This window comes from Rhizobium sp. FG96, assembly GCF_057808655.1.
The window spans coordinates 233,486-258,589 of the sequence record NZ_JBMDIL010000006.1; the positions used below are offsets into that span (position 1 = coordinate 233,486).

Consider the following 25,104-nt stretch of genomic DNA (forward strand, 5'->3'; position numbering starts at 1 on the left):
GGACAAATTGAGCCTCGCTGGCTAGATCAGGGATGAAAGGCGCCTGACATGCCAAAGACAGCAGCAAGAATGAGCGATATTTCCCCGATCGAGGTGACGGAAGCGCCGCCCGCCAAGCAATATCTGACGCGCGGCACGCAGCCCTACCGGCGGGCCAGCCTGGCGCTGTTCCTCTCCGGCTTCTCCACCTTCTCGCTGCTCTACTGCGTCCAGCCGCTGCTGCCGGTCTTCGCTTCCGACTATGCGGTGAGCCCGGCCCAGAGCTCGCTGGCGCTCTCGTTGTCCACCGGCTTCCTCGCCGTCGCCATCATCTGCGCCGCCGCCGTATCTGAAGGTCTCGGCCGCCGCAGCCTGATGTCGATCTCGCTGGTCGGTGCCGCAGTGCTGACGATCGCCGCGGCCTTCGCGCCGAACTGGCATATTCTGCTGGTGCTCCGGGCTCTGCTGGGCTTTGTGCTCGGCGGTGTGCCCGCCGTCGCCATGGCCTATCTCGCCGAGGAGATCGATCCGAGGGGCCTCGGCACCACGATGGGCCTCTATGTCGGGGGAACGGCCTTCGGCGGCATGTCCGGCCGCGTGCTGACAGGCATCTTCGCCGAATACCTGACCTGGCGTCCCGCCATGGCGCTGATGGGTGTGATCGGTCTCGCTGCCGCCATCGGCTTCATCGTCCTCCTCCCGGCCTCGCGCAATTTCATCCGCCGCCCCGGCTTCGATCCGCGCTTTCATCTGAAAGCCTGGGCCGGCCATCTCCAAAATCCGGCGCTGCCCTTCGTCTTTTCGATCGCCTTCCTTGCGATGGGTTCATTCGTGACGATCTACAACTACGCCGGCTTCCGTCTCGTCGCGCCGCCCTATGAACTGACGCAGACCGAACTCGGCCTTATCTTCACCGTCTACATGTTCGGCATCGGCGCCTCGTCGATCGGCGGAATCCTTGGTGATCGCTTCGGCCACTTCGCCGTGCTCCTGACCGGCCTTGCCGTCACCGCTGCCGGAAGCGCGCTGACGCTCTCAGCCTCGCTGCCCGTCATCATCCTCGGCATCATCGTGCTGACAAGCGGCTTCTTCATGAGCCACTCGATCGCCAGCGGCCTCGTCGGCAAGCTGGCGAAGGGCACCAAGGGCCACGCCTCCTCGCTCTACATGCTTGCCTACTATGTCGGCTCCAGCGTCCTGGGCTCGGCGGGCGGCTGGTTCTTCTCCGCTGAGGGTTGGTCGGCCGTGGTCTTCTTCACCCTCGCCATGCTGCTCTGCGCCTTCGCTTGCGCCTATGGCGCAAGGCGTCTTTCAAAGGCAGCGCGCGTCTAGCAATCGCCATCTGACACAGAGGCCTTGACTGGCACCGCATCATCCATTATTTAACCTATAAGTTAATTAATCTAATGGGTAAATAATGGACCACTTGAGCGCGACCTTTTCGGCACTGGCCGATCCGACACGGCGGGCAATCCTCGCCCGGCTCGCCTCGGGAGAGGCATCCGTATCGGAGCTTGCCGAACCCTTCGACATGTCGCTGGTCGCCGTCTCCAAGCATCTCAAGGTGCTGGAGAATGCCGGGCTCATATCGAAGGGCCGAGAAGCTCAATGGCGGCCCTGCCGGCTGGAGCCGGCATCGCTGCGTGTCGTCGACGACTGGCTTGAGAACTACCGCGTTTTCTGGAGCGAAAGCCTGGACAAGCTCGAAGCCTATGCCGCGAGCCTGAAAAAGGAGGAAGAGAATGGCAAGTGATGTCAGCCCGGCTGTGCGGAGCCGCGAAATCGTGCTGGTGCGCGAGATCGATGCCCCGCGCGAACTCGTCTTCCGTCTCTGGACGGAGCCGGAGCACCTGCTGAAATGGTGGGGTCCGCACAATTGCTCGGCGCCATCCGTCTCCGTCGATCTGCGCGAAGGCGGTGCCTGGCGTCACTGCATCCTCGCGCCTGATGGCAAGGAATATTGGAGCCGCGGCCGCTACATCGAGATCACCCCGCCCGAGCGGCTGGTCTTCACTTTCGCCTGGGAGAATTCGGCCGGTCAGCCGGAACACGAGATGCAGGCGATTGTGGAGTTGGAAGATAAGGGCGGCAGGACGAAGCTCACCTTCCGCAAACATCAACTGCCAAGCGACACGGAATTCAAGCTTCAGAGCAGCGGCTGGGCGGAAGCGCTCGATAAGGTGGCGGCCTATGCTGAGGAGCAAGCAGGGAGGAGAGCATCATGAAGAAGACCTATCATGGCAGCTGCCACTGCGGCGAAGTCAGCTACGAAACCGCGCTCGACCTCCAGGCGGGCACCTTTCGCTGCAACTGCTCCGTCTGCAGGAAGAAGCGCAGTTGGCTCGCGGTGGCATCGCCCGAAGACTTCCGCTTGCTCTCAGGCAGGGAAGCGCTTGGCGAATATCAGTTCGCATCCCGTAAGCTGCATCATCTCTTCTGCAGGAATTGCGGCGTCAGCTCCTATGCCTGGGGCGAAAACGAAGCCCTCGGCACGTTCTTCGCTGTCGCCGTCAATTGCCTCGATGACGCCACGGCTGACGAGCTCGTCAACGCCCCCGTCGCCTATGTCGATGGCCTGCATGAGCGCTATGACACGCCGCCGGAGGAGACGCGGCATCTCTGATGCCGCATCAGGAGGTCAATCAAGCCGGATATACGGCACGTCCTTCTTGGCCACCTCATCAAGCGCGTCCTCATAACCCGCATCCGCATAGCGCATGACGCCCAGCGCTGTGTCGTTGGTCAGCGCGTGATCAAGCCGCTCATCGGCATCAACTGTACCGTCGGCAACGACCGTGACCCCGCAGCTCGTCATGTAACCCGCATAGCCGCCGCCGCCGGAGTGGACGACGACGAGATCGGCCATCGAGGAGCACAGCATCATCGCGTCGATGAGCGGCCAGTCGGCGATGGCGTCGGAGCCGTCCTTCATGCGCTCGGTCATGATGTTGGGATGCGCCATCGCACCGGCGTCGAGATGGTCGCGCGAAAAGGCGACCGGTCCCTTGAGTTCGCCGCTTGCGACCAGTTCGTTGACCCGCCGCGCCAGCGCCGTGCGTTCGCCGTGGCCCAGCCAGGCGATGCGCGCAGGCAGGCCCTCGAAGGGTACATGCTCACGCGCCAGCCGGATCCAGTTGGTAATGATCTTGTTGTCGGGGAACATCTCGAGCAGCAGATCGTCGATCCGGGCGATGTCGCTTTCCTCTCCAGACAACGCCATCCAGCGGAACGGGCCGATAGCGCGTGCAAACAGCGGCCGCAGGTAAGCTTCGGTGAAGATCGGGATGTCGAAAGCGTTCTGAACGCCGCCTTCCTTCGCCTGGGTGCGGATCAGATTGCCGTTGTCGAAAACCTCTGAACCCTTCTTCTGGAAGTCGAGCATCGCCGTCACATGCTGGACGATCGAGGCGCGGCTGGCCGCCATCAGCTGGCCTTGGCCGTCGTCGCGCAATTCTTTCACCTGGGCGATGCTCATGCCCTTCGGCACGTAGCCGTAGACGAGGTCATGCGCCGAAGTCTGGTCGGTGACGACGTCAGGCACGATGCCGCGGCGGGCGATCTCCGGGTAGATTTCCGCCGCGTTGCCGACGAGGCCGACGGACAGCGCCCGCTTTTGCTTCACGGCATCGTCGATCATCTTCAGCCCCGTATCGAGGTCGGGCGCTATCTCCTGCAGGTAACCGATCTCCTGGCGCTTCTTCGCCCGCTCGGCATCGATATCGACGCAGAGGATAGCCGCGCCCGCCATGCGGCCGGCGAGCGGCTGCGCGCCGCCCATGCCGCCGAGGCCAGCCGTCAGCACGAAGCGCCCGGAAAGGTCGCCGCCGAAACGCCGCTCGGCAATCCGCATGAAGATCTCATAGGTGCCCTGGATGACGCCCTGGCTGCCGATATATTGCCAGGCGCCGGCCGTCAGGCCGCCCCAGCAGATCAGGCCCTTTCGCTGCAGCTCGTAGAATACCTCAGCCTTCGCCCACTGGCCGACGATGTTGCAGTTGGCCATGATAACGAGCGGCGCCTTCGCATGGGTCTTCACCAGGCCGATCGGCTTGCCGGATTGGATCAGCAGCGTCTGGTCCTCGTCCATCTCGGTCAGTGCCTTGACGATGCCCTTGTGGGCCGCCCAGTTGCGCGCCGCCTTGCCGAGCGCGGCATAGACGATGAGATTGTCAGGATCCTCGCCGACAGAGAGCACGTTTTCGAGAAGCCGCAGCAACGCTTCCTGCCGCCAACCCTTGGCGCGCAGCTCCGGTCCGCCCGGGATCGGAAATTTCGGATGGCGTGGGTTCGGCTTCGGCATCTCGGTGTTCCTCGTTTGATTTCGACTTTCCCTTCTCCCCGCGGGGAGACGGTGGCCCCGAAGGGGTCGGATAAGGGGGCCAAGTCCTCGGCCTCACTTTCGCTCGGCCGCTCGCGTTTCCGGCGCTCGCCCTCTCATCGGTCCTGACGGACATCTTCTCCCTGCTGGGGAGAAGAGATGCTCAGCTCAAGCCCGCGCCCCCAGCGCATACCGGGCGATCTCGATGCCCATGGCCTTCTCCACCGGCGGGTAGACGGTCGGGTCGAGAACGCTTGCCGAGAGCGGGATGATATCCATCGGCACATGCAGGATGAAGATATGCATGCCCGTCTGCAGCTGGCCGACGGAGAGCGGTTCTCCCTCGGGCGACAGCGTGGTGATGACCGACGGGAAGGTCGCGACGCGCTTCCCGTCCGCATCGTCCACCGCCATGTATTCGTTCATCACATGCAGCGTTACCGCATTATCGCCGGCGCCGACGGAGACGGTGCCGATGTCGAAGGCTTCCTTCGTGTAGACGACATCCTTTTTGGTGATGATGCCCTCGGTCAGGATATGGCCGCCCGTTGTCTTGCAGATAGCGTCGATGACGGCGGAGCCGCCCTTCTTCTCGGCCGCGATGATCGCCTCGCCGAGCGCCAACGCCATGGAGATGCCGCCGAGTGCCGCATTCTTGCGTACGTAGGAGGCCCGCAGCGGATTTCGGCAGGAGGCTATGAAGCCGCCCGACTGATCGGAGGCAGCGCGTAGGATCGGCGAAATCTTCGCCGTCGCGCCCTTCACGACAAGCTCGATATAGCGGTTGTCGGCACGGTTGCCGCCGACTGCCGTCTGGATCATCTGTTCCGGTGATCCCGCCATGCCGATCGAACCCATGTCGCCGGTTGGATGCGCGCGGATATCGCCGACGGCATCCACGACCTTGGTGCCGAGAATGGCGGAGGGCAGCCAGCCGTTCAGTGTCGAGGACTTGCCGTTCTGGCCGATGATCAGGCCGGAAAGCTTTTCGCCAAGCTCGTCCTGCAGCAGCTGCACCGCCTTGACGTAATCGATGCCCTGCATTTCCCAGGGCGTGGTCGAGGCCGGCGCGCCGATCGCCGCGGCAGTCGCGATCCAGTCGTCGTCCTTCAATTCGTCGATCGAGACCAGTTCCGGCTTGCCGACATTGACGGCCGCATAGCCGAGCATCCGGCCGTGGTCGGCCCAGCCGCCACCGCCAGCCGCATAGACGGACCCGCCCTTGACGGCAGCCTCGACGTCTTTCTCAACGAGTATGCGTCCCATCAAGCCTTCTCCTCGTTCAAGCTCTTGTCCATGTTGCGTACAGCCTCGAACAGCACGGCGGCGCCAAGCGCGATGTCGTCATTCTCGGCCCACTCCTCGGCGCAGTGGCTGCGGCCTTCCTTGCAGGGCACGAAGATCATCGCCGCAGGCGCCACCTTGGCGACCCAGGCGGTATCATGACCGGCGCCCGAAGCCATGCGGCGATGCTTGGCGCCAACGGTGTCGCAGGCCTGCTCCAGGATCTTCAGAAGGCGCGGATCGCCGGGCGTCGGATAATTGTCGGAAACGCGGTTCGGCGACTTGATCGTCACGCCCTGCGCGATCGCCAGCTTGATCACATGGGCATCAAGCCACTCGCAGAAGGCTTCCATGTCGCCGCGGATTTCGGCGCGGCCGTCGATCAGCAGCACGACCTTCGAGGGAACGACATTGGCGGCGTTCGGCTCGATGCGGAATTCGCCGACGGTTGCGGCAAAATGGCCGGGCGTCTTCGCCCGCTCGGCGGCGGCGTTGCGGATATCGAGCACCAGCTGCGAGGCGGCGACCAACGCATCGGCGCGCCCATCCATCGGCGTCGTCCCGGCGTGATCGGCGCGGCCCTCGACGGTGATTTCGATGCGGGTGATCCCGGCGATCGCGGTGACGATGCCGACATCCTTCTTTTCGTTTTCCAGGATCGGCCCCTGCTCGATGTGAAGTTCGAGGAAGCCTTTCAGATCAGGGCGGCTCTGGGAGAGCAACGTTGCCGGATCGCCGCCGACTTCGGTGATGCCGTCGGCAAGCGTGCGGTCGCCGTTGGTGCGCGAAAGCCATGCCTCGGGGATCTGGCCGGTCATGCCGCGGCTGCCGATGCAGGAGACACCGAAGATGCTGACTTCTTCGGCCAGGAAGTCGATGATCTCGAGATCATGATCGAGCTGGATGTTCTGGTCCTTCAGCGAGCGGGCCACTTCGAGCGCCGTGATCGTGCCGGCGATGCCGTCGAAGCGGCCGCCGTCAGGCACGGTATCGGAATGCGAGCCGACCATGATCGTGCCGAGGCCGGGCTTTGCGCCCGCACGGCGGCCGATCAGGTTGCCGGCGGCGTCCATCCGCGTCTCAAGACCGGCTGCCTTCATCCGCGCCTCGATATAGGCGCGTCCCTCCAGAAAGAGAGGCGAGAAGGCGCGGCGCGTCCAGGGATGATCGGGCTCGGTGATCTTTGCCAGGGCATCGATATCTTCGGCGATACGTCCGGCGTTGACGGGCAGGTTGCGGCTCATGCGACTTCTCCAGCAATGACATGACGGGGCAGGGGCCGGACGAACTTGCCGTTGCCGGGCTCGGAAAGCACCTTGGCGCCATCGGTTATCTTTTCGCCGCGCAGATAGGCTGCGGAAACGGTCCAGGGCAAGCGGATGCCGTTATAGGGGCTCCAGCCGACGATACTGTTGCCGCTCGCTGCCGCATCATAGACCATCTCGCGCGGTTCCAGCACGACGATATCGGCGTCCTTGCCGGGCGTTAGCGCGCCCTTGATGTGATCGAGACGGAAATGCTTTGCGGGATTTGCGGCCATCAGCTTCGCGGCCCAGGTCAGCGAAACGCCGCGTTCCAGCGCGCCTTTCACGAAAAGCGGCACCATGGCTTCCAGTCCGGGCACGCCGGAGGAGTTGGCGAGCATATCGGGATTGGTCTTGCGGTTTTCCGACCAACTGACGTGGTCGGTCGAGACCAGCCAGACATTGCCTTCGGCCACCTTGCGCCACAGCGTCTCGACTTCGGCGCGCGGACGGATCGGCGGATTGATCTTGGCTTTGCCGCCCAGGCGCTTGACGTCGTTTTCCTCGTCCAGTGTCAGATAGTGGATGCAGCATTCGACGGTCGCCTCGAAGCCATCGCGGCGGTAGGCATGCGCGATGTCATAGCCGCGGCCGAGCGAGCAATGCACGACATGCGAGGGGCAGCCGGTATTGGCGCCGGTCTCGAAGATCGTGTGCATAGCAAGCAGTTCGGTGATCGGCGGGCGCGACAGGCCATGGGCGCGCCAGTCGGTGATGCCGCTCGCCTTGACCTTCTCCATATAGGTCCGGACCGCCTCGTCATCCTCGTTGTGCACGCCAGCCGTCAGGCCGGTCGGCGCGATCGCGGCGAAGCATTCATCGAGCAGGGCCGGGGGAATACGCGGGAAGCGCTTGGCATCCGTGCCGAAGGTCGAGAATTTGAAGGCGGCAACACCGGCATCCACCATCTCGCGGATACGGGCGGCACCTTCCTCTGGATCGACGGTGCCGTAGAGCGCGAAATCGACGCGGGCCTGCGGGCTCGCGTGATCCACCTTCTTCTTTACCGCCGCGGCGGAGCAAACGAGATTGCCTTCGTCGTAGGGCATGTCGACGATCGTCGTGACACCGCCAGCCGCGGCTGAGCGAGTCGACCAGAGGAAATCTTCCTGGTCCTTCTGCGAGAGCGAATGCGTCTGGGCGTCGATCGCGCCGGGTAGGATCAGCGCCTTGCCAAGCAGATGGCGCTCCTTTGCCGCGGGCGGAACGCCGACGCCGACTTCGGCGATCTTGCCGTCGCGCACGGCGACATAGCCCTGTTCCAGAATGCGCTCGGGCAGGACGACAGTCCCTTGCAGAACGAGATCGAAATCAGCCATGCGGCGCCTCCAGATGCTGTTGTTGTCAGAGAACCATCGGTTCGCTTGCGAGCCGTTCCTCGATGCGCTCCAGCGAGCCGAGGGCGAAGAAATCGTCGAAGGATGCGATCGGCACTTCGCCGATCAGCTTCGAGATGAAGGCGTCGGAGCCGAGTTCTTCCTCGATCGCCTCGACTTCAGCCGAAAGCGGCCGGTCGACCGTGTAGAAGGCGGCGTGGCTGCGCACGAGATCGTAGATCATCTTCGCAACGCCTTGCGGTTCGTCACCGAGAATGTCGATCGCCTGCGCCGAGAGCAGGGCTTCCAGCGCCGCAAGGCGCCGCAGCGCCCGCATCTGGCGCTCGAAACGCTCGATGACCAGCGGCAGGAAGGCTGCCTCGTCCTCAAGGCCGGCGGCGACCACCAGCGACTGCGCCGAAACCGGATTGGACATCGACAGCACGCGCGAGAAAATTTCGCCGGCAAGCTTGATGATCGGGCCGAAACCGGTTGCGATGCGGCCGGGCGGAACGAGATTGACCGGCAGATCGCGGCGCTGGCCGTTGCCGAGAATGACGCAGCGATTGAAGGCATTGCGCGCCGCATGCGCCATGCAGAGCGCGGCGGATTCGAGCAGGATCGTCACGTCGAGCGGCAGAGAACCACCAGAGGTCATGACACGTCCCTCGACGACGACAGGGTTGTCGTCCGAGCGGCCGGTGGCGGCCAGGATCTTGTGGCCCGTCGACAGCAGGTTCTCGATCACCGCGCCGAAGACCTGGGCGACCATGCGCAGGCTGAGAGGATCCTGAACATGCGTGGCAACCGGCCAGTTCCAGGCTTCCGAGGCATTGCAGAGCCAGGAGCCGATCAGCGCTTCGCGAGCGGTGCCGACATGACGCACGGCCTTCCACGGATCGCGGGAAGCGCCGAGAGCGCCAGAGGCCATCATACCGGTCGCCAGCAGCACGCGGATCGAGGCGGCGGCATTGCGCGTCGCCTCTCCGGCAGCCGCGAAGCTCACGGCATTGACGCTGAGCGAAGCAAGGCTGTCGCGCGGCGCCATCTTGATCGGTTCGAGACCGGCGGCCTGGAAGGCCTCGGCCGCCTGCATGCGCTTGCCGCGATAGACGGCTTCGCCGACGCCAGTCAGCACGGCGCCGATCTGCCCCATCAGGCCGATATCGGCGCAGCCGATCGATCCCGTGCGGCGCACCAGCGGGATAAGATCGGCATCCAGCAGCCGCATATAGGCTTCGATGAGTTCCGGCGTGCAGCCGACCTGTCCCGTCAGCGCCGTATTGATGCGGATCGCCATCGCGTTGCGCACGACGGCGCAGGAAAAGGGTGTGCCGGTGCCGAAATGGTGGGCGCGCACGAGGCCGAGATTGAAGGCTTCGAGCTCGTCATTCGACCACTCGACATCCTTCATGGCCCCGACGCCGGTCGTCGAGCCGTAGACGGGAACGCCCGCATCGATCGCATCCTCGACGATCGAGCGCGCATGCTCGACGCGCGCCATGCCCGCTGCCGAAGCCGAAAGCGCCACCTTGCCCGACCCGATCCTTACCATCTCGGCAAAGCCGAGGGGTTGGCCGGATAGTTCGATGCCGGGGCGTTCATGCTTCATCTGCTGGTCTCCTTGAAGGCGAGACTAAGCGAGCGTCTCACATCATGGGATATCCCAAATGCCGAACACAGCATGCTGCTTTATGCCTGAGGTCAGCTCAGCGTCCAGGCAATATAGAGAAGCGTCAGCGCAATAATCCAGAGGGCGATGCGGGCAGAACGGCTATGACGCGCCTCGGACTTGCCGATCGCCTCTGCCGTCTGCTCGTCGAAACGCAGTCCATGCTCGCTCATATGCAGCAGCTGGTGATGGAATTTCTCTGTCTGCGCGGCGATTTCGGGCACCGCTTCGGCCAGCTTCACGGCGGCCTTCAGCCCGTCCTTGAGGTCGGTGACGATGCGCTTCGGCCCGAGATTGTTGCGGATCCACTCGCCGACGACGGGTTCCGATGCCTTCCACATGTTGAAGCGCGGATTGAGCATGCGCGACACGCCTTCGACCACGACCATCGTCTTCTGCAGCATGACGAGCTCAGGCCGCGTCTGCATGTCGAAGAGTTCGGTCACCTCGAAGAGCAGCGTCAGTAGCTTGCCCATCGAGATCGTCTCGGCCGGCTGGCCGTGGATCGGCTCGCCGATTGCTCGGATCGCCTGCGCGAAGCTCTCGACATTGTGGTGTCCGGGCACATAACCGGCTTCGAAATGCACCTCGGCCACCCGGATGTAATCGCGGGTAATGAAGCCGTAGAGGATCTCGGCGAGGAAGCGCCGTTCCTTCTTTCCGAGCCGCCCGACGATACCCATGTCGACGGCGACGATCATTCCCTCGGCATCGACGAAGAGATTGCCGGGATGCATGTCGGCATGGAAGAAGCCGTCGCGCAGCGTATGGCGCAGGAAGGACTGGATCAGCGTGTCGGCGAGCGCGTTGAGGTCGTGACCGGCGGCGAGCAGCCCCTCGACATCCGACATCTTCACGCCGTCGATCCACTCCATGGTGATGACGTCGCGCCCGGTGCGCTCCCAGTCCACCTTGGGGACGCGGAACCCCGGATCCTTCTCGGTATTCTCGGCGATCTCGGAAAGGGCAGCCGCCTCAAGACGGAGATCCATCTCCACCTTGGTCGTCTGCTCCAGCGTCTTCGTCACCTCCACCGGCTGCAGCCGGCGGCTGGAGGGCATGAAGCGCTCCTGCAGATGGGCGACGAGATACATCGCCTCGATGTCATGGCCGAAACGCTGACGCACGCCGGGGCGCACGACCTTGACGGCCACCTTCTTGCGGCCTTCGCTGCCATCGACCTCCGCCGGATGAACCTGGGCGATCGAAGCTGCCGCGATCGGATCGCCGAAGCTCGCGTAGAGCTCTTCGACGGGACGCCCAAGCGAGCCCTCGATATTGGCCTTTGCCGCCGCAATCGGGAAAAAGGTCATCCGGTCCTGCAGCTGCGACAGGTCGTTGGCGAAATCGACGCCGACGACGTCAGGACGCGTCGCCAGGAACTGGCCGATCTTCACATAGGACGGACCGAGACGCTCGACCGCGCGCGCCAGACGGTCGCTGCGCTTCTGGCGCTTTGCCTTGCTGCGCTCGAAAATCGTCACGGAGGATTTGGCGAGCGCCACCACGGGCGGAAGCCCTTCGGACGGGAGGGCGGAGACGACCCCCTCGCGCACGAGCACCCAGCCGACGCGCCAAAGCCGGAAATATGCGCCGAAAGCACTCATCTATTCTATAATTTCCAGCCGGAATGCAGCGCGGCGATACCGCCGGTATAATTGGTGTAGGAAACCCGCGAGAAACCCGCCTCGCGGATCATCGCCGCGAAATTCTCCTGGTTCGGGAATTTACGGATCGACTCCACGAGATACTGATAGGGCTCGGCATCGCCGGTGATCGCCTTGCCGAATTTCGGGATCGCGTTGAACGACCAGGCGTCATAGACCTTGTCGAGAACCGGCAGCTCGACCTCTGAGAACTCAAGCACCAGAAGACGCCCGCCGCGCTTCAGCACGCGATAGGCTTCCGAAAGCGCCACATCGATGCGCGGCACGTTGCGGATGCCGAAGGCGATCGTGTAGGCGTCGAAGCTGTTCGCCTCGAAAGGCAGGTCCTCGGCATTGGCCTCGACGAAGGTCAGATTGTCCGAAAGCTTCTTCTTGGCGGCCCGCTCGGCGCCGACGCCGAGCATCGAGCCGTTGATGTCGAGCACCGTGGCATGGGCGAGACGGTTCGAGGCTTCGACGATGCGGAAGGCGATATCGCCCGTGCCGCCGGCAACGTCGAGCACCTTGTATCCCGCTTCCTTGCGCGGGTTCAGCGACGCGATCATCGCGTCCTTCCAGACCCGGTGCATGCCTGCCGACATGACGTCGTTCATGATGTCGTAACGCTTGGCGACCTTATGGAAGACCTCGTTGACGAGGCCCTGCTTTTCGCCGTTCTGCACCTCGCGGAAACCGTAGGACGTTTCCATGCCGCCATCGGCGGAAGTGCGGCTATCTGACATCGGACAACTCCGTTACTCGAAATCGGTGCGGCGACCATAGCGAAGCGATGCTTTGGACGCTATCTGTATGCGCGGATCAAAAGCCGCGGCCTTCTGGCGCTATAGCGCACATCATCCGCGGTTGAAACACGTTTAGCTACAGATGGGTAACGATGCCGGAATTGCCAGAAGTCGAAACCGTCAGGCGCGGCCTGACCCCCGCGATGGAGGGCACGCGCATCGAGCGGCTGGAGCTTCGCCGCGGCAATCTGCGCTTCCCCTTTCCTGAAAATCTCGCGGAAGATGTCAGCGGCCGTACGATCGTCGGCCTTGGTCGGCGGGCCAAATACCTGCTGATCGATCTCGACAGCGGCAAGACCATCATCTCGCACCTCGGCATGTCCGGCTCCTTCCGCATAGAGGAAGGCAGGCAGAAGACGACGCCCGGAGAATTTCATCACGAGCGGTCCAAGGATGAGAAGCACGACCACGCGATCTTTCACCTGGAAGGCAGCGAAGGGCCGCGGCGCGTCATTTATAATGACCCGCGCCGTTTCGGGTTCATGGATATTGCCGAACGCACCGAGCTGCAGAATAATCCGTTCCTCTTCGGCCTCGGCCCGGAACCGACCGGCAATGAGCTCAGCGCCGCCTATCTGGCGGAGCGCTTCGCCGGCAAGGCCCAGCCGCTGAAGGGCGCGCTTCTCGATCAGAAGAATATCGCCGGCCTCGGCAATATCTATGTGTGCGAGGCCCTCTGGCGCTCGCATCTGATGCCGACCAATGCTGCCGGCACGCTGGTGACGAAAACCGGAAAGCCGAAGGAAGCGCTGAACCTCCTCGTGTCATCGATCCGCGATGTGATTGCCGACGCCATCAAGGCCGGCGGTTCCTCATTGCGCGACCATATCCAGACGGATGGCTCGCTCGGCTATTTCCAGCATTCCTTCTCCGTCTATGACCGTGAAGGTGACCCTTGCCGCACGCCCGGCTGTAGCGGTACGGTTTCGCGCATCGTGCAGGCGGGCCGCTCGACATTCTATTGCCCCGTCTGCCAGAAGTGAGGAGGAACGCATGGCCTATGAAACCCTGATCGTTGAAACCCGTGGCAATGTCGGCCTCATCACGCTGAACCGGCCGCAGGCGCTGAACGCGCTGAATTCCACCGTTCTGGCCGATCTGAAGCGGGCCTATGCGGACTTTCACGCCGACGAGGCGATCGGCGCCATCGTTCTCACCGGCTCCGAGCGCGCCTTTGCCGCCGGTGCTGATATCAAGGAAATGCAGCCGCTGAATTTCGCCGATATCTATAAGTCGGAGTTCATCAGCGGCTGGGAAGAGATCTGGCGCGCCCGCAAGCCCGTCATCGCCGCCGTCAGCGGCTTTGCGCTCGGCGGCGGCTGCGAGCTCGCCATGATGTGCGATTTCATCATTGCTTCCGAGACCGCCAAGTTCGGCCAGCCCGAGATCACCCTCGGCGTCATCCCCGGCATGGGCGGCTCGCAGCGGCTGACGCGTGCCGTCGGCAAGTCGAAGGCGATGGACATGGTGCTGACCGGCCGCATGATGGATGCGGCCGAAGCCGAGCGCGCGGGACTCGTTTCGCGTGTGGTGGCGCCTGAGCGGCTGCTCGACGAGGCGCTGGAAGCGGCGGCCAAAATTGCCTCGCTGTCGCGCCCCTCGGTGCTGATGGCCAAGGAAGCCGTCAACCGCGCTTTCGAGGGAACGCTGGAGGAAGGGCTGCGTTTCGAGCGCCGTCTGTTCCACAGCCTGTTTGCCACGGAAGACCAGAAGGAAGGCATGTCTGCGTTCATCGAAAAGCGCAAACCGGACTTCAAACACCGCTGAGCCGGATTCATGGAGAAAGGCGGCTTTTCCTTGAAAATGCGCGTTGACGCGGCCCGGCTTTAGGGTTATACGCCCGTCCACGGTTCGGGAAGCCATTCTGGTCTTTCCCGATAATGCTCCCGCATTGCTGAATTTGTGGCCGCAGGGCCCGCGGTAATGACGGAGTTTGTTCGAATTCTTGAGAGAGGCATCCATGGCCAATACAACTTCGGCGAAAAAAGCGACCCGCAAGATCGCCCGCCGTACCGACGTCAATAAGGCTCGTCGCTCGCGCGTTCGTACTTTCGTTCGCCAGGTCGAAGAGGCACTCGCATCTGGTGATGCGGCCAAGGCTAAGGCAGCCTTCATCGCAGCGCAGCCGGAACTGGCCCGCGCAGCAAGCAAGGGCGTCCTGCACGCCAACACGGCATCCCGCAAGATCTCGCGTCTTGCTGCCCGTGTGAAGACGCTGTCGGCTTCGGCAAGCGCATAACATTTCATTAACGAACTGCTCGTTATGATTAGCCCGGTAATTTTACCGGGCTTTTTCGATTCCGCGATCTGCCCCTTGAATGGTTAATTCGGCGACGATTTCGTGTCAGGGGAATGACACTAATATGCATTGAAAATCAAATAGTTGCGCAAGGTTCTTTCCAGAATGCGCGACTCTCGCCCTCCCGGAAGGGGGGCGAAATGAGTCAAGCGGATTTTTATTTTTTTTCTTTCATAGCGTGTCGAAAATACCCACTTTGGGAATCTCATTGATTCTTCTGCGATTCTTTTTTGACATCAGCGTGACGCCCTAAACCGGCGCCCGGAGTCAATGGCTCCCTCTTAATTTTGCGTAAAATTCATCGTTGCAAGGCGCCATCGATCCTGCCTAAATGACTTCCAGCAAAGGGCGCGGACATCACCTGCAAGGGGACAGTCTAAACTGCCACACCGGCAGGGCGATGGGTTTTTGTGCCTTTTGTCGCGGAGCAGTCTATCTCTCCGTTTTTTCAAGCACTTGAGCTATTTGCACCGCGGCCGTGGCTGGTCTCGGAACGGGTATCTTTTGTGCTCTCGACGGTTACACGCCTGAGGCGAAACCGAAGGGGATGGGGAAACTACTTTTGTGTTCCGGTTGGTTAGCGGGCAAACGAGGGCCGCCAGCCAGCACGGCGAGGAAACAGCATGACGGAGGCCCCATGATGGCGGTTTCCGCCACGGGTTTTTGCGCCGGTCTTTTTGGGCTGGGACATCTGTATTGAGTGAACCGGCAAGCCTGCGGCTCATGAGGGGACGCCAGCCTGCCTAACGGGGAAAATTAATCGGGCGGCCGTTTTTCGGATGACCGCCCGGTGAAATGAAATTGGAAGGCGGCATGATGCAGATGAATTCTATGGCGGCGGGTGCTCTTGAGAATGGGGACAAGGCACCGGCGTTTGACTCTACTTGCCTTGATGCGGCGGGGGAAAAGGGAGACATGAAACATGGCGTACTTTTTGATCGCGTTAGCGCCCGTCTGAAGGCCCAGGTTGGCCCCGACGTTTTTGCAAGCTGGTTCCAGGGCCTGAAGCTTCATTCGGTTTCCAAGAGCGTCGTTCGCCTCACGGTGCCGACGACCTTTCTGAAGTCCTGGATCAACAACCGTTACATCGATCTGATCACCAGCCTCTTCCAGCAGGAAAACGCTGATATCCTGAAGGTCGAAATCCTCGTCCGGACGGCGGCTCGTCCTGGCGCCAAGCCTATGGACAATGCGGCTACCCAAGAGCCCGTGACCCAGGTGGCGCCGATGCGCCGCTCGACCAGCATGCAGCCGGCAGGTCAGTCGGTTCAGCAGACGGTCGCCGCTGCAGCCGCAGCCCGCCCGGCAACGACCGGTACCGGCCAGCCGCTCTTCGGCTCGCCGCTCGACTCCCGCTTCACCTTCGACACCTTCGTCGAAGGCAGCTCCAACCGCGTTGCTCTCGCAGCTGCCAAGACGATCGCAGAAGCTGGCCAGGGCGCTGTGCGCTTCAACCCGCTCTTCGTTCACTCGACGGTCGGCCTCGGCAAGACGCACCTGCTGCAGGCGATCGCCAATGCCGCCGTGCAGAACCCGCGCTCGCTGCGCGTCGTCTATCTGACGGCTGAATACTTCATGTGGCGTTTCGCAACCGCGATCCGCGACAATGATGCCCTGACGCTGAAGGACTCGCTGCGCAACATCGACCTCCTGATCATCGACGACATGCAGTTCCTGCAGGGCAAGATGATCCAGCACGAGTTCTGCCACCTGCTCAACATGCTGCTCGACAGTGCCAAGCAGGTCGTGGTCGCTGCCGACCGCGCTCCCTGGGAGCTGGAATCGCTCGACCCGCGCGTCCGCTCGCGTCTGCAGGGTGGCGTTGCGATCGAGCTCGACGGCCCGGATTACGAGATGCGTCTCGAAATCCTCAAGCGCCGTCTGGCCGTTGCCCGTGTCGAAGATCCGTCGCTGGAAATTCCGGCCGAGCTGATGTCGCATGTCGCCCGCAATGTCACGGCCAGCGGCCGCGAACTGGAAGGCGCATTCAACCAGCTGATCTTCCGCCGCTCCTTCGAGCCGAACCTGTCGATCGAGCGCGTGGATGAGCTTCTGGCCCATCTCGTCGGCTCCGGCGAGCCCCGCCGCGTTCGCATCGAGGACATCCAGCGCATCGTCGCGCGCCACTACAATGTCTCGCGTCAGGAGCTGGTCTCGAACCGCCGCACGCGCGTCATCGTCAAGCCGCGCCAGATCGCCATGTATCTCTCGAAGACGCTGACGCCGCGCTCCTTCCCGGAAATCGGCCGCCGCTTCGGCGGGCGCGACCACACCACGGTGTTGCACGCCGTGCGCAAGATCGAAGAGCTGATTTCCGAGGACACCAAGCTGTCCCACGAGATCGAGCTGCTGAAGCGCCTGATCAACGAATAGTGCGCCACTTGGTGCTGAAATCCACGGCCGGGAGCGATCCCGGCCGTTTTCTTTTATCGGTATTTTGGGGTGAAGATGGCGCTTGGGCCGCCGCCTAAGGCCTATTGCTTGCGCTTTTCCGGGAGCGCGCAGAACTTGCCGCAGCTCGGGATGCCGGGCAGCATGTAGCGCAGGCAGCAGAGCTTGCGGCGGGCGATATACTCGCCTTCGTCCTCGACCTGTCTAACACTGCCCGAAAACGGATTGACCCCGCCATTCGGCAGGCAGCCGCGCACGAATAGCGGCAAGTCGGACCGGCAGGGCTCGGCGCCATCCGCCTCGGTCAGGCGCAGCGCGTAGTCGATATAGACGGCCGCATTGTTCCAGCAGAGTTTTGCGGAAATGCCGTTCTGCTTCAGGAGGTCGACGGCCTTGAAGAGATGGGTCTCCAAGAGCGGATCCACGGCCTCGAAGGAGTCGGTAGAAGGATTGCGATCCTCCCATCCCGCATGCGGCACCCCGAAGGCCCGCGGTAGGCCATCCTCGCCGACAGCAATCGTCATTTCGTCGAAGGAAACCGGCAGCAACCGGCGGCGCAGCTGCCGGGCGATCAGATAAGGGATCGTCAGGCCGGAGAAATAGTAGAGCGACCACATGGAGACGACCGCGCGGCGGTCTGCGCCGCCCGAGGCGGCGGTATAGCGATCGATCGCCGCGTTGAAGCTGCCATCGGCAAAGAAGGTCCGTAACGGCGTCCCGTCATCAAGATCACTGGAGAGCATCAGCTTTTGAGCCCACCAGGAATGCTCGCCGGCAAACAGGGCCGCCAGCGGCTCTGGCTGCATGATGTCCTTGATGGAGCGTTCGAGCGTTTCGGTCATCGTCAAAGCGCCACTGCCTGCGGCCGGCCAAGGCGGGCAGCATCATTGCTCGGTTGAACGAGCGGGTATGGTCGAAGGCGCTGGTTTCTCATGGCACCGGTCGGCTCGAATATCGGCAGTCGCTAACCTGATAATCACGCCTGAACGGAAAAGGAAAGAAAAAGATGACTGCTGTAGTCATCTTTTTGGATCTTCACTCTTTCGACTCGCTGAGCAGCCAGCGGCGGAAAGCGGCGGCCGCCGGGCGTTCAAGCGAGGCGCCGGGATAGACGAGGTGGAAGGCGAGGCGGCTGGCGACGCCGAGGGGGAAGGGGGCCGCCACGGTGCCTTCCTTCAGCTCGCCCTCGACGAAGGAGCGGCGCATCAACGCGATGCCGAGACCGGCCTTCATTGCGTCATAGGCGCCGTTGCCATGCATAAAGATCGGACCGCGGGAGGCGTCGACGGTAGTGGCTGCCCCCGCGGCCTCCAGCCACAGCTGCCAGTCGTGCCTGTAGACGTCGTGGATCAGCGTGAAGGGCGCCAGTGCGGCAGGCGAGGGATGGTCGCCGAGCTCTGCTGCGAGCTTGGGGATGCAGACTGGCACCAGTTCGTCATCCACCAGCCGCTCGCTGACAAGCCCCTCATAACCGCCGAGCCCGTGGCGGATGGCAAGGTCAATACCGTCGCGCTGGAAATCCAGCACGCGATGCGAGGCGCTGATGCGTACGTCGATATCGGGATGCAGCACCTCGAACCTGCCGAGCCGTGGCACCAGCCAATAGGTGGCGAACCCAGCCGTGCAGGTCACGTTGAGGATCGCACCGCGGCTGCGCGCCGTGATCGCCGCCGTCGCTTCCCGCACCAGCTGGAAGGCGGCCCGCAGCGTCGTGAAGTAATCGGCACCCTCGACGGTCAAGGCTAGCGCCCGCGGCTTGCGCTCGAAAAGCTGAACGCCGAGTGCCGCCTCAAGATCGCGAATCTGCAGACTGACGGCGCCGGGCGTCACGTTCAGCTCCTTTGCCGCCAGCGTCATGCTGAGATGCCGTGCTGCCGCTTCGAAGGCACGAAGTGCGGAAAGGGAGGGCAGATAATCGCTCATGATTTAGCTCAGCTAAAGTGTTGCGCGAGAAAGACTCGTTTGATCCATCTTAATTAGCGAAATAATATCAGCATCAAGATGTATCGCAACACCGATCCAATGCCGGTTTGTTGCGAGAATAAATCGAACATTTCGCTGCGCAGGAAACGGGTGGCGGAGCCATGAGTGGTATCCTATGCAGACAGGATCGAACGGAGGATGACGATGCAGAAGCAGATGGATTTGGCCGAATGGGGCATGATGCTGGTGCTGTCGCTGCTGTGGGGCGGCTCCTTCCTGTTCAACGGCATCCTGGTCAAGGCGCTGCCGCCCTTCACGATCGTCACCGGCCGCGTGCTGCTTGCAGCCGTCGCGCTCAATCTGATCGTTCGGGTGATGGGCCATGCCATGCCGCGCGACGGCAAGAGCTGGGTTGCCTTCTTCGGCATGGGCGTCCTGAACAACATGATCCCGTTCTGCCTGATCGTCTGGGGCCAGACGCATATCGCCAGCGGCCTCGCCTCGATCCTCAATGCCACGACCCCGCTTTTCGCGGTCGTCGTTGCCCATCTGCTGACCGCGGATGAGAAGATGACCGCCAACAGGCTGATCGGCGTCGTCGTCGGCTTTGCTGGTGTCGCCTATATGATCGGCTTCGATGCCCTGCACGATCTCGGCTCGAATGTGCTGGCGCAGCTTGCGGTGCTGGGAGCGGCGATTTCCTATTCCTTCGCCGGGATCTGGGGCCGCCGCTTCCGCGCCATGGGTATGCCGCCGCTGTTGCCGGCGGCAGGCCAGGTCACGGCGTCAACCATTCTGATGATTCCGATTGCGCTGATCGCCGACCAGCCCTGGACGCTTCCCATGCCCGGCATGGAAACCTGGCTCGCTCTCGCCGGTCTCGCCATCCTGTCGACGGCGGTCGCCTACGTGCTGTTCTTTCGCATTCTGGCAACGGCAGGCGCGACCAATCTGATGCTCGTCACCTTCCTGATCCCGGTCAGCGCCATCCTGCTCGGCGCGCTGGTGCTCGGCGAACAGCTGCAGACCAAGCATCTGATCGGCATGGCAATGATCGCCATCGGCCTTGCGGCTATCGATGGGCGGCTGATGTCGATCGGGCGGAAGCGGGCGGTCTGAAGCTCAGCAGGCGAGATCGGCAACGACGGAATCAAGGATCAGCATGCCTGCAGGCGTGCAGCGCAGCCTCGAATTGCCGATCCGCTCGATGAAGCCGTGTTCCAGTAAGAACTCTTCGCGCGCCGGATCGGGATCGCGGCCGGAAAGCTGCTGCCAGCGGGCGAGATCGACGCCTTCCTTGAGCCTCAGGCCCATCAGCAGCAATTCGTCCGACTGCTCCTCGTAGCCGAGCCGTTCCTCGTCGAGAATACCGTGCCCGTCGCGCTCGACCATCTCAAGCCAGGCTTCCGGCTTGCGCTCGGTCGCCGTCGCGATTTTCTCCGGGCCGCGGCTGAGACGGCCATGGGCGCCGGGGCCGATGCCTGCATAGTCGCCATAGCGCCAGTAGGTCAGGTTATGACGGCTCTCGGCGCCCGGACGGGCATGGTTCGAAACTTCGTAGGCAGGCATGCCTTCGCGCGCCGTAATCTCCTGCGTCGCCTCGTAGAGGGCCGCAGACTGGTCACCATCCGGAACGATCAGTTTGCCGGCCTTGTGCAGGCCGAAGAAGGGCGTGCCTTCCTCGATCGTCAACTGGTAGAGCGATAGGTGATCGACGGCATAGGAGATGGCCTGCTTGAGCTCGCGTTCCCACTCGTCCACGGTCTGGTCGGGACGGGCGTAGATCAGATCGAAGGACATGCGCGGAAAGATGTCGCGGGCAAGCTTGATCGCCTTCAGCGCATCCGCAACGTCGTGCAGGCGGCCAAGGAATTTCAGATCGCGATCGTTCAGCGCCTGGACGCCGAGCGAGACGCGATTGACGCCGGCCACCCGGTAGCCGCGGAAGCGCTCGGCCTCGACGCTGGAAGGATTGGCCTCCATGGTGATTTCGATGCCGGCAGGCACGTGCCATTCCTTGGCAATGCCGTTCAAGATCGCATCGACGGTCTCAGGCTTCATCAGCGACGGCGTGCCGCCGCCGAGGAAGACGCTGGTGACGGTCTTCGGTCCGCTCAACTGCCGGATCGTCGCCATCTCCTTCAGGAAGGCCGCAACATAGCGCTCCTGATCGACAGGCTGGTGCCGGACATGGCTGTTGAAGTCACAATAGGGGCATTTCGCGGCGCAGAAGGGCCAGTGCACATAGACGCCGAAACCGGGCTCCCCCGTATCCGGCAGAAGCTTGGCATCACGCAGCGAAGTCAGGTTGTTCAAATCATCCACTGGCGGATCTTACGCTTCCAGGCAGGTTTCGACAAAGACTTTGAAGGCGCGCGCACGATGCGACAGCGCCTGCTCGTCGCCGGGCTTCCAGCCGTGTTTCTGTTCGGCGCTCATTTCGCCGAAGGTGGTTTCGTAGCCCTGCGGCTGGAATACCGGGTCATAGCCGAAACCCTGCGTGCCGCGCGGCGGCCAGACGACCGTGCCTTCCACTTCGCCGCGGAAGAGCTCCGTATGACCATCGGGCCAGGCCAGGCAGAGAACACTGACGAACCGGGCCGTGCGCTGCTCGGGTTTGGCGGCTCCAGCCTTTTCGAGAGCCTTCTCGACTTTCTCCATCGCCATCGCAAAGTCGCGCGTGCCATCGGCGGTCTCGGCCCAGTTGGCCGTGTAGACGCCGGGATCGCCACCGAGCGCATCGACCACCAGACCGGAATCGTCAGACAGCGCCGGCAGATTGGCAGCCTGCGCGGAGGCAAGCGCCTTGATCCTGGCGTTCTCTTCGAAGGTCGTGCCGGTTTCATCCGGTTCGATGAAATTGAGCTCGGCAGCCGACTTGGCGGTGAAGCCCAGGGGACCGATCAGGTCCTGGATTTCGCGGATCTTGCCGGCATTATGGCTGGCGACAACGATCGTTTTGGTATCGAGTTTGCGCATTCTGTTTTCCTATTCGATGCCCCAGATCCGGGCTTCGGCGCATTCTAGGCTGTTGCCGGCAGGGTCGCGGAAGTAGATCGAGCGGCCGCCATTCGGCCAGTGAACTTCGGATTCGATGGCGATGCCGGCGGCCTGCAGCTTGGCAGCCATGGCGTCGATATTCGTAGCCGAGACCCGAAAGCAGGCATGCCCGGCTCCCTCGGTACCATGCGGCGGAACCTGCAGGGAATCGGCTGCCGGTGGCTTTACCGTCTCGTCCGGATTGAAGATCAGCAGCACGCCCGGGCCGCAGCGAAAGAAGACATGCCGATTCGCCGCACGCGTGATCTTGGCAAGGCCGAGAACGCCTTCATAGAAAGCCTCGGCTTTATCGAGATCCTTTGCGTAGAGCGCCGTTTCCAGCATGCCTTCCAGCATGTCGTTCACCCGGCGATCGCCTGCTTCTGCAGGTCCACGAGTTCGGCGATACCGTTCTTGGCAAGGCCCATCAGCGACGCGAATTCGGCTTCGGAGAAGGGCGTGCCTTCAGCCGTTCCCTGGATCTCGACGATGCCGCCGGCGCCAGTCATGACGAAGTTGGCGTCGGTCTCGGCCGAGGAATCTTCCAGGTAATCGAGATCGATGACCGGCTGGTTTGCGAAGATACCGCAGGAGATCGCGGCGACATGGTCCTTGAGGACGCGGTCAACCTTGATCATGTTGCGGCTTTCCATCCACTTTAGGCAGTCATAAAGCGCGATCCAGCCGCCGGTGATCGAGGCCGTGCGCGTGCCGCCATCCGCCTGGATGACATCGCAGTCGATGGTGATCTGACGTTCGCCGAGTGCGGCGAGATCGACGACGGCGCGCAGCGAGCGGCCGATCAGGCGCTGGATTTCCTGCGTGCGTCCGCCCTGCTTGCCGGCAGCCGCCTCACGCTTCATGCGCTCGCCGGTGGCGCGCGGCAGCATGCCGTATTCGGCGGTGACCCAGCCCTTGCCGGTATTGCGCAGCCACGGCGGCGTCTTTTCTTCCAGGCTCGCGGTGCAGAGCACATGCGTGTCGCCAAACTTCACCAGACAGGAGCCCTCGGCGTGCTTGGAAAAGTTGCGCTCGAAGCTGACCTTGCGCATCTGGTCGGTTTTTCTGCCTGACGGCCGCATTCTCTGTCTCCTGCTGCATGAGGCCTCGTGGCCGCGGCGGCGGCAGGGCGTAGTCATGCGTGTTTCTGATGCTGCCCCGCTTCTACGATTGGCTGCGGCCATTTGCAAATTCCCTTTTGCCACGCCCGCGAGATTGACTATATTTTCCGGAGTTTCATCAGCGTGGGTGTTTTAGGATTCATGGCCTTCAGGTCGTCGCCGGTTTCGGATGCCATTGCTGCGCTGGATGAGCGTTCCAAGGAAATCTTCCGCAGGATCGTCGAGGGCTATCTCGAGAATGGCGAGCCGCTCGGCTCGCGCAATCTGTCGCGCATCCTGCCGATGTCGCTTTCCCCGGCTTCCGTCCGCAATGTCATGAGCGATCTCGAAGAGCTCGGCCTGATCTATTCGCCGCATGTCAGCGCCGGGCGCCTGCCGACCCAGGTGGGCCTGCGGTTTTTCGTCGACGCCTTCATGCAGGTCGGTGATCTCTCTGCCGAGGACCGCGCCAGCATCGATCGCCAGGTGCGCGCCGAAAGCCGCGACAACCCGGTGGAATCGATGATGAACGAGGCGAGCCGGATGCTCTCGGGCATTTCGCGCGGCGCAGGGCTTGTCATTACCGCCAAGAGCGATCCCATCCTCAAGCATGTCGAGTTCATCCGCCTCGAGCCGACAAAGGCTCTGGCGGTGCTGGTTGGCGAGCATGATCAGGTCGAAAACCGCATCATCGAGTTGCCGGCGGGCGTCACGTCCTCGCAGCTGACGGAAGCTGCGAACTTCCTCAATGCCCACATGACCGGCCAGACGCTGCCGGAACTGCGCAAGCAACTCGACAAGCTGAAGATCGATGTTCGCCATGAACTCGACACTCTCTCGCAGGACCTTGTCGAGCGCGGCATTGCCGTCTGGTCCGGCAGCCCTGACGAGGGCAAGCCGGCGCAGCTCATCATCCGTGGCCGCGCAAACCTGCTGGAAGGGCTCGCCGGTGCCGACGATCTCGATCGCCTGCGCATGCTTTTCGACGATCTCGAGAAGAAAGACAGCCTTATCGAGCTCCTGAACCTCGCTGAGAGCGGGCCGGGCGTGCGCATCTTCATCGGCTCGGAAAACAAGCTCTTCTCGCTTTCCGGCTCCTCGCTGATCGTCGCTCCCTACCGCGATGACGACGACCGGATTGTCGGCGCGGTCGGCGTCATCGGCCCGACGCGGCTCAATTATTCGCGCATCGTGCCGATGGTCGATTACACCGCGCAGCTGATTTCCCGCCTTTCGCGCGGTGGCGCCCTCTGAAAAGCCCGATTTTCCGCTTCTTTGTCACGCAGACTTGATTTTTTGCGGTCAAAGCTCGATATCGGGCGCATCCCGAAAGAACCCTTTACCCGGAGACCGTCATGACTGACGAAACGACGAAAAACGGACCTGAGGCTGCCGCGGCCGACGCTGCTGCGGACGCAGCCGCAAACGTCGAGAATGAAGCGGCCGCTGAGGCATCGTCCCAGCCGGATCCGATGGAACTCGTGAAGGCCGAAAATGCCGAGCTGCGCGACCGCTACCTGCGTCTCGCCGCGGAGATGGACAACCTGCGCCGCCGCACCGAGCGTGACGTGAAGGATGCCAAGTCCTACTCGGTCGCCTCCTTCGCGCGCGACATGCTGGCTGTATCCGACAACCTGCGCCGCGCACTGGACTCGATCCCGGCCGAAGCCAAGGCTGCGGGCGAAGCCGGCCTGACGACGCTGATTGAAGGCGTCGAGATGACCGAGCGCTCCATGCTCTCGACGCTCGAGCGCCATGGCGTTCGCCAGCTCGATCCCGTCGGCCAGAAGTTCGACCCGAATTTCCATCAGGCGATGTTCGAAATTCCGAACACGGAAGTCCCGAACAACACCGTCGTCCAGGTGGTGCAGGCAGGCTTCACGATCGGCGAGCGCGTTCTGCGCCCGGCCATGGTCGGTGTCGCCAAGGGCGGCCCGAAGCCCGAGGCGGAAGCTGCCAATTCCTATCTGGATCAGAAGGACGCATAATGAAAAAGGGCCGCTGAGAAGCGGCCCTTTTCTTTTCCAGTC

At 62.6% G+C, this 25,104-nt stretch carries 24 protein-coding genes; 11 read left to right on the plus strand and 13 right to left on the minus strand.

The features are described from left to right. Positions 1-69: 69 nt before the first annotated feature. The 4 genes from ACODR6_RS14220 (at position 70) to ACODR6_RS14235 (ending at position 2,602) form a co-directional block, all read left to right on the plus strand. Positions 70-1,311 (plus strand): MFS transporter, encoded by a 1,242-nt coding sequence (locus tag ACODR6_RS14220; protein WP_489022724.1) that lies wholly within the window; start codon positions 70-72, stop codon positions 1,309-1,311. Positions 1,312-1,396: 85 nt separating this feature from the next. Beyond that, positions 1,397-1,732, plus strand: coding sequence for a metalloregulator ArsR/SmtB family transcription factor (locus tag ACODR6_RS14225; protein WP_130279231.1), 336 nt, complete (start codon positions 1,397-1,399; stop codon positions 1,730-1,732). After that, a complete protein-coding gene (locus ACODR6_RS14230; protein WP_199626027.1) occupies positions 1,722-2,204 on the plus strand; it encodes an SRPBCC family protein in 483 nt (160 codons plus the stop codon). Before ACODR6_RS14225 ends, ACODR6_RS14230 begins: the two co-directional genes overlap by 11 nt. Then, positions 2,201-2,602: a GFA family protein gene (locus ACODR6_RS14235; protein WP_199626028.1), complete on the plus strand. Its 402-nt coding sequence runs from the start codon at positions 2,201-2,203 to the stop codon at positions 2,600-2,602. Before ACODR6_RS14230 ends, ACODR6_RS14235 begins: the two co-directional genes overlap by 4 nt. 15 nt (positions 2,603-2,617) lie before the next feature. Here the strand turns inward: ACODR6_RS14235 and ertB are convergent, their stop codons facing one another. The 7 genes from ertB to ubiE all read right to left on the minus strand — a co-directional run bounded on the left by ertB (position 2,618) and on the right by ubiE (position 12,262). After that, positions 2,618-4,279 carry a thiourocanate hydratase gene (gene ertB / locus ACODR6_RS14240; protein ID WP_489022725.1) on the minus strand — a complete coding sequence of 554 codons (1,662 nt, stop codon included), beginning with the start codon at positions 4,277-4,279 and terminating at the stop codon, positions 2,618-2,620. A 186-nt stretch (positions 4,280-4,465) separates the two neighbouring features. Beyond that, complete coding sequence (ertC, locus tag ACODR6_RS14245; RefSeq protein WP_489022726.1) at positions 4,466-5,563, minus strand: thiohydantoin desulfurase; 1,098 nt, start codon at positions 5,561-5,563, stop codon at positions 4,466-4,468. Continuing rightward, on the minus strand, positions 5,563-6,825 hold the full coding sequence (locus ACODR6_RS14250) for a Zn-dependent hydrolase (RefSeq protein ID WP_489022727.1): 1,263 nt from the start codon (positions 6,823-6,825) through the stop codon (positions 5,563-5,565). Before ACODR6_RS14250 ends, ertC begins: the two co-directional genes overlap by 1 nt. Continuing rightward, entirely contained in the window at positions 6,822-8,204 is a 1,383-nt protein-coding gene (ertD, locus tag ACODR6_RS14255; RefSeq protein WP_489022728.1) for a hydantoin-5-propionate amidohydrolase, read from the minus strand. Before ertD ends, ACODR6_RS14250 begins: the two co-directional genes overlap by 4 nt. A 25-nt stretch (positions 8,205-8,229) precedes the next feature. After that, positions 8,230-9,813 (minus strand): aromatic amino acid lyase, encoded by a 1,584-nt coding sequence (locus tag ACODR6_RS14260; protein WP_199626033.1) that lies wholly within the window; start codon positions 9,811-9,813, stop codon positions 8,230-8,232. Positions 9,814-9,905: 92 nt separating this feature from the next. Continuing rightward, positions 9,906-11,480, minus strand: a complete 1,575-nt coding sequence (gene ubiB / locus ACODR6_RS14265; protein ID WP_489022729.1) for a 2-polyprenylphenol 6-hydroxylase — start codon at positions 11,478-11,480, stop codon at positions 9,906-9,908. A 5-nt stretch (positions 11,481-11,485) separates the two neighbouring features. Beyond that, entirely contained in the window at positions 11,486-12,262 is a 777-nt protein-coding gene (ubiE, locus tag ACODR6_RS14270) for a bifunctional demethylmenaquinone methyltransferase/2-methoxy-6-polyprenyl-1,4-benzoquinol methylase UbiE (RefSeq protein ID WP_130279222.1), read from the minus strand. Between the two features lie 152 nt (positions 12,263-12,414). Here ubiE and mutM point away from each other — a divergent pair, with 152 nt between their 5' ends. From mutM to dnaA, 4 genes are all read left to right on the plus strand, one after another. Further along, the gene (gene mutM / locus ACODR6_RS14275) at positions 12,415-13,305 is read left to right on the plus strand and encodes a bifunctional DNA-formamidopyrimidine glycosylase/DNA-(apurinic or apyrimidinic site) lyase (RefSeq protein WP_203429702.1); all 891 of its coding nucleotides are present in this window, start codon (positions 12,415-12,417) and stop codon (positions 13,303-13,305) included. A 10-nt stretch (positions 13,306-13,315) separates the two neighbouring features. Next, positions 13,316-14,089: an enoyl-CoA hydratase gene (locus ACODR6_RS14280; protein ID WP_112713779.1), complete on the plus strand. Its 774-nt coding sequence runs from the start codon at positions 13,316-13,318 to the stop codon at positions 14,087-14,089. Positions 14,090-14,282: 193 nt separating this feature from the next. Then, positions 14,283-14,561, plus strand: a complete 279-nt coding sequence (gene rpsT / locus ACODR6_RS14285; RefSeq protein WP_112713777.1) for a 30S ribosomal protein S20 — start codon at positions 14,283-14,285, stop codon at positions 14,559-14,561. Positions 14,562-15,437: 876 nt separating this feature from the next. Beyond that, positions 15,438-16,994 (plus strand): chromosomal replication initiator protein DnaA, encoded by a 1,557-nt coding sequence (gene dnaA, locus ACODR6_RS14290; RefSeq protein ID WP_112714384.1) that lies wholly within the window; start codon positions 15,438-15,440, stop codon positions 16,992-16,994. A gap of 101 nt (positions 16,995-17,095) precedes the next feature. Here the strand turns inward: dnaA and fhuF are convergent, their stop codons facing one another. Both fhuF and gcvA read right to left on the minus strand, forming a co-directional pair. After that, positions 17,096-17,854 carry a siderophore-iron reductase FhuF gene (gene fhuF / locus ACODR6_RS14295; protein ID WP_489022730.1) on the minus strand — a complete coding sequence of 253 codons (759 nt, stop codon included), beginning with the start codon at positions 17,852-17,854 and terminating at the stop codon, positions 17,096-17,098. A 193-nt stretch (positions 17,855-18,047) separates the two neighbouring features. Continuing rightward, the gene (gene gcvA / locus ACODR6_RS14300; RefSeq protein WP_413710849.1) at positions 18,048-18,935 is read right to left on the minus strand and encodes a transcriptional regulator GcvA; all 888 of its coding nucleotides are present in this window, start codon (positions 18,933-18,935) and stop codon (positions 18,048-18,050) included. Between the two features lie 198 nt (positions 18,936-19,133). On the opposite strand from gcvA, the gene ACODR6_RS14305 reads away from it, so the two are divergent. Beyond that, complete coding sequence (locus ACODR6_RS14305; RefSeq protein WP_489022800.1) at positions 19,134-20,054, plus strand: DMT family transporter; 921 nt, start codon at positions 19,134-19,136, stop codon at positions 20,052-20,054. A 3-nt stretch (positions 20,055-20,057) separates the two neighbouring features. Here ACODR6_RS14305 and hemW read toward each other — a convergent pair whose 3' ends face one another. From hemW to rph, 4 genes are read right to left on the minus strand one after another with little or no spacing between them, the layout of a single operon-like run. Further along, on the minus strand, positions 20,058-21,260 hold the full coding sequence (gene hemW, locus ACODR6_RS14310) for a radical SAM family heme chaperone HemW (protein ID WP_130279217.1): 1,203 nt from the start codon (positions 21,258-21,260) through the stop codon (positions 20,058-20,060). Between the two features lie 9 nt (positions 21,261-21,269). Continuing rightward, a complete protein-coding gene (gene rdgB / locus ACODR6_RS14315) occupies positions 21,270-21,914 on the minus strand; it encodes an RdgB/HAM1 family non-canonical purine NTP pyrophosphatase (RefSeq protein WP_489022731.1) in 645 nt (214 codons plus the stop codon). Between the two features lie 9 nt (positions 21,915-21,923). Then, positions 21,924-22,340 carry a VOC family protein gene (locus tag ACODR6_RS14320; protein WP_449098492.1) on the minus strand — a complete coding sequence of 139 codons (417 nt, stop codon included), beginning with the start codon at positions 22,338-22,340 and terminating at the stop codon, positions 21,924-21,926. Then, the gene (gene rph / locus ACODR6_RS14325) at positions 22,337-23,056 is read right to left on the minus strand and encodes a ribonuclease PH (protein ID WP_489022732.1); all 720 of its coding nucleotides are present in this window, start codon (positions 23,054-23,056) and stop codon (positions 22,337-22,339) included. The genes ACODR6_RS14320 and rph overlap by 4 nt, the downstream gene beginning before the upstream one ends. A gap of 180 nt (positions 23,057-23,236) precedes the next feature. Here rph and hrcA point away from each other — a divergent pair, with 180 nt between their 5' ends. Together hrcA and grpE are read left to right on the plus strand one after the other, a co-directional pair. Continuing rightward, positions 23,237-24,328, plus strand: coding sequence for a heat-inducible transcriptional repressor HrcA (gene hrcA, locus ACODR6_RS14330; RefSeq protein WP_489022733.1), 1,092 nt, complete (start codon positions 23,237-23,239; stop codon positions 24,326-24,328). Between the two features lie 101 nt (positions 24,329-24,429). After that, positions 24,430-25,062, plus strand: a complete 633-nt coding sequence (gene grpE / locus ACODR6_RS14335; protein WP_112713761.1) for a nucleotide exchange factor GrpE — start codon at positions 24,430-24,432, stop codon at positions 25,060-25,062. The last annotated feature ends 42 nt before the right edge of the window (positions 25,063-25,104 follow it).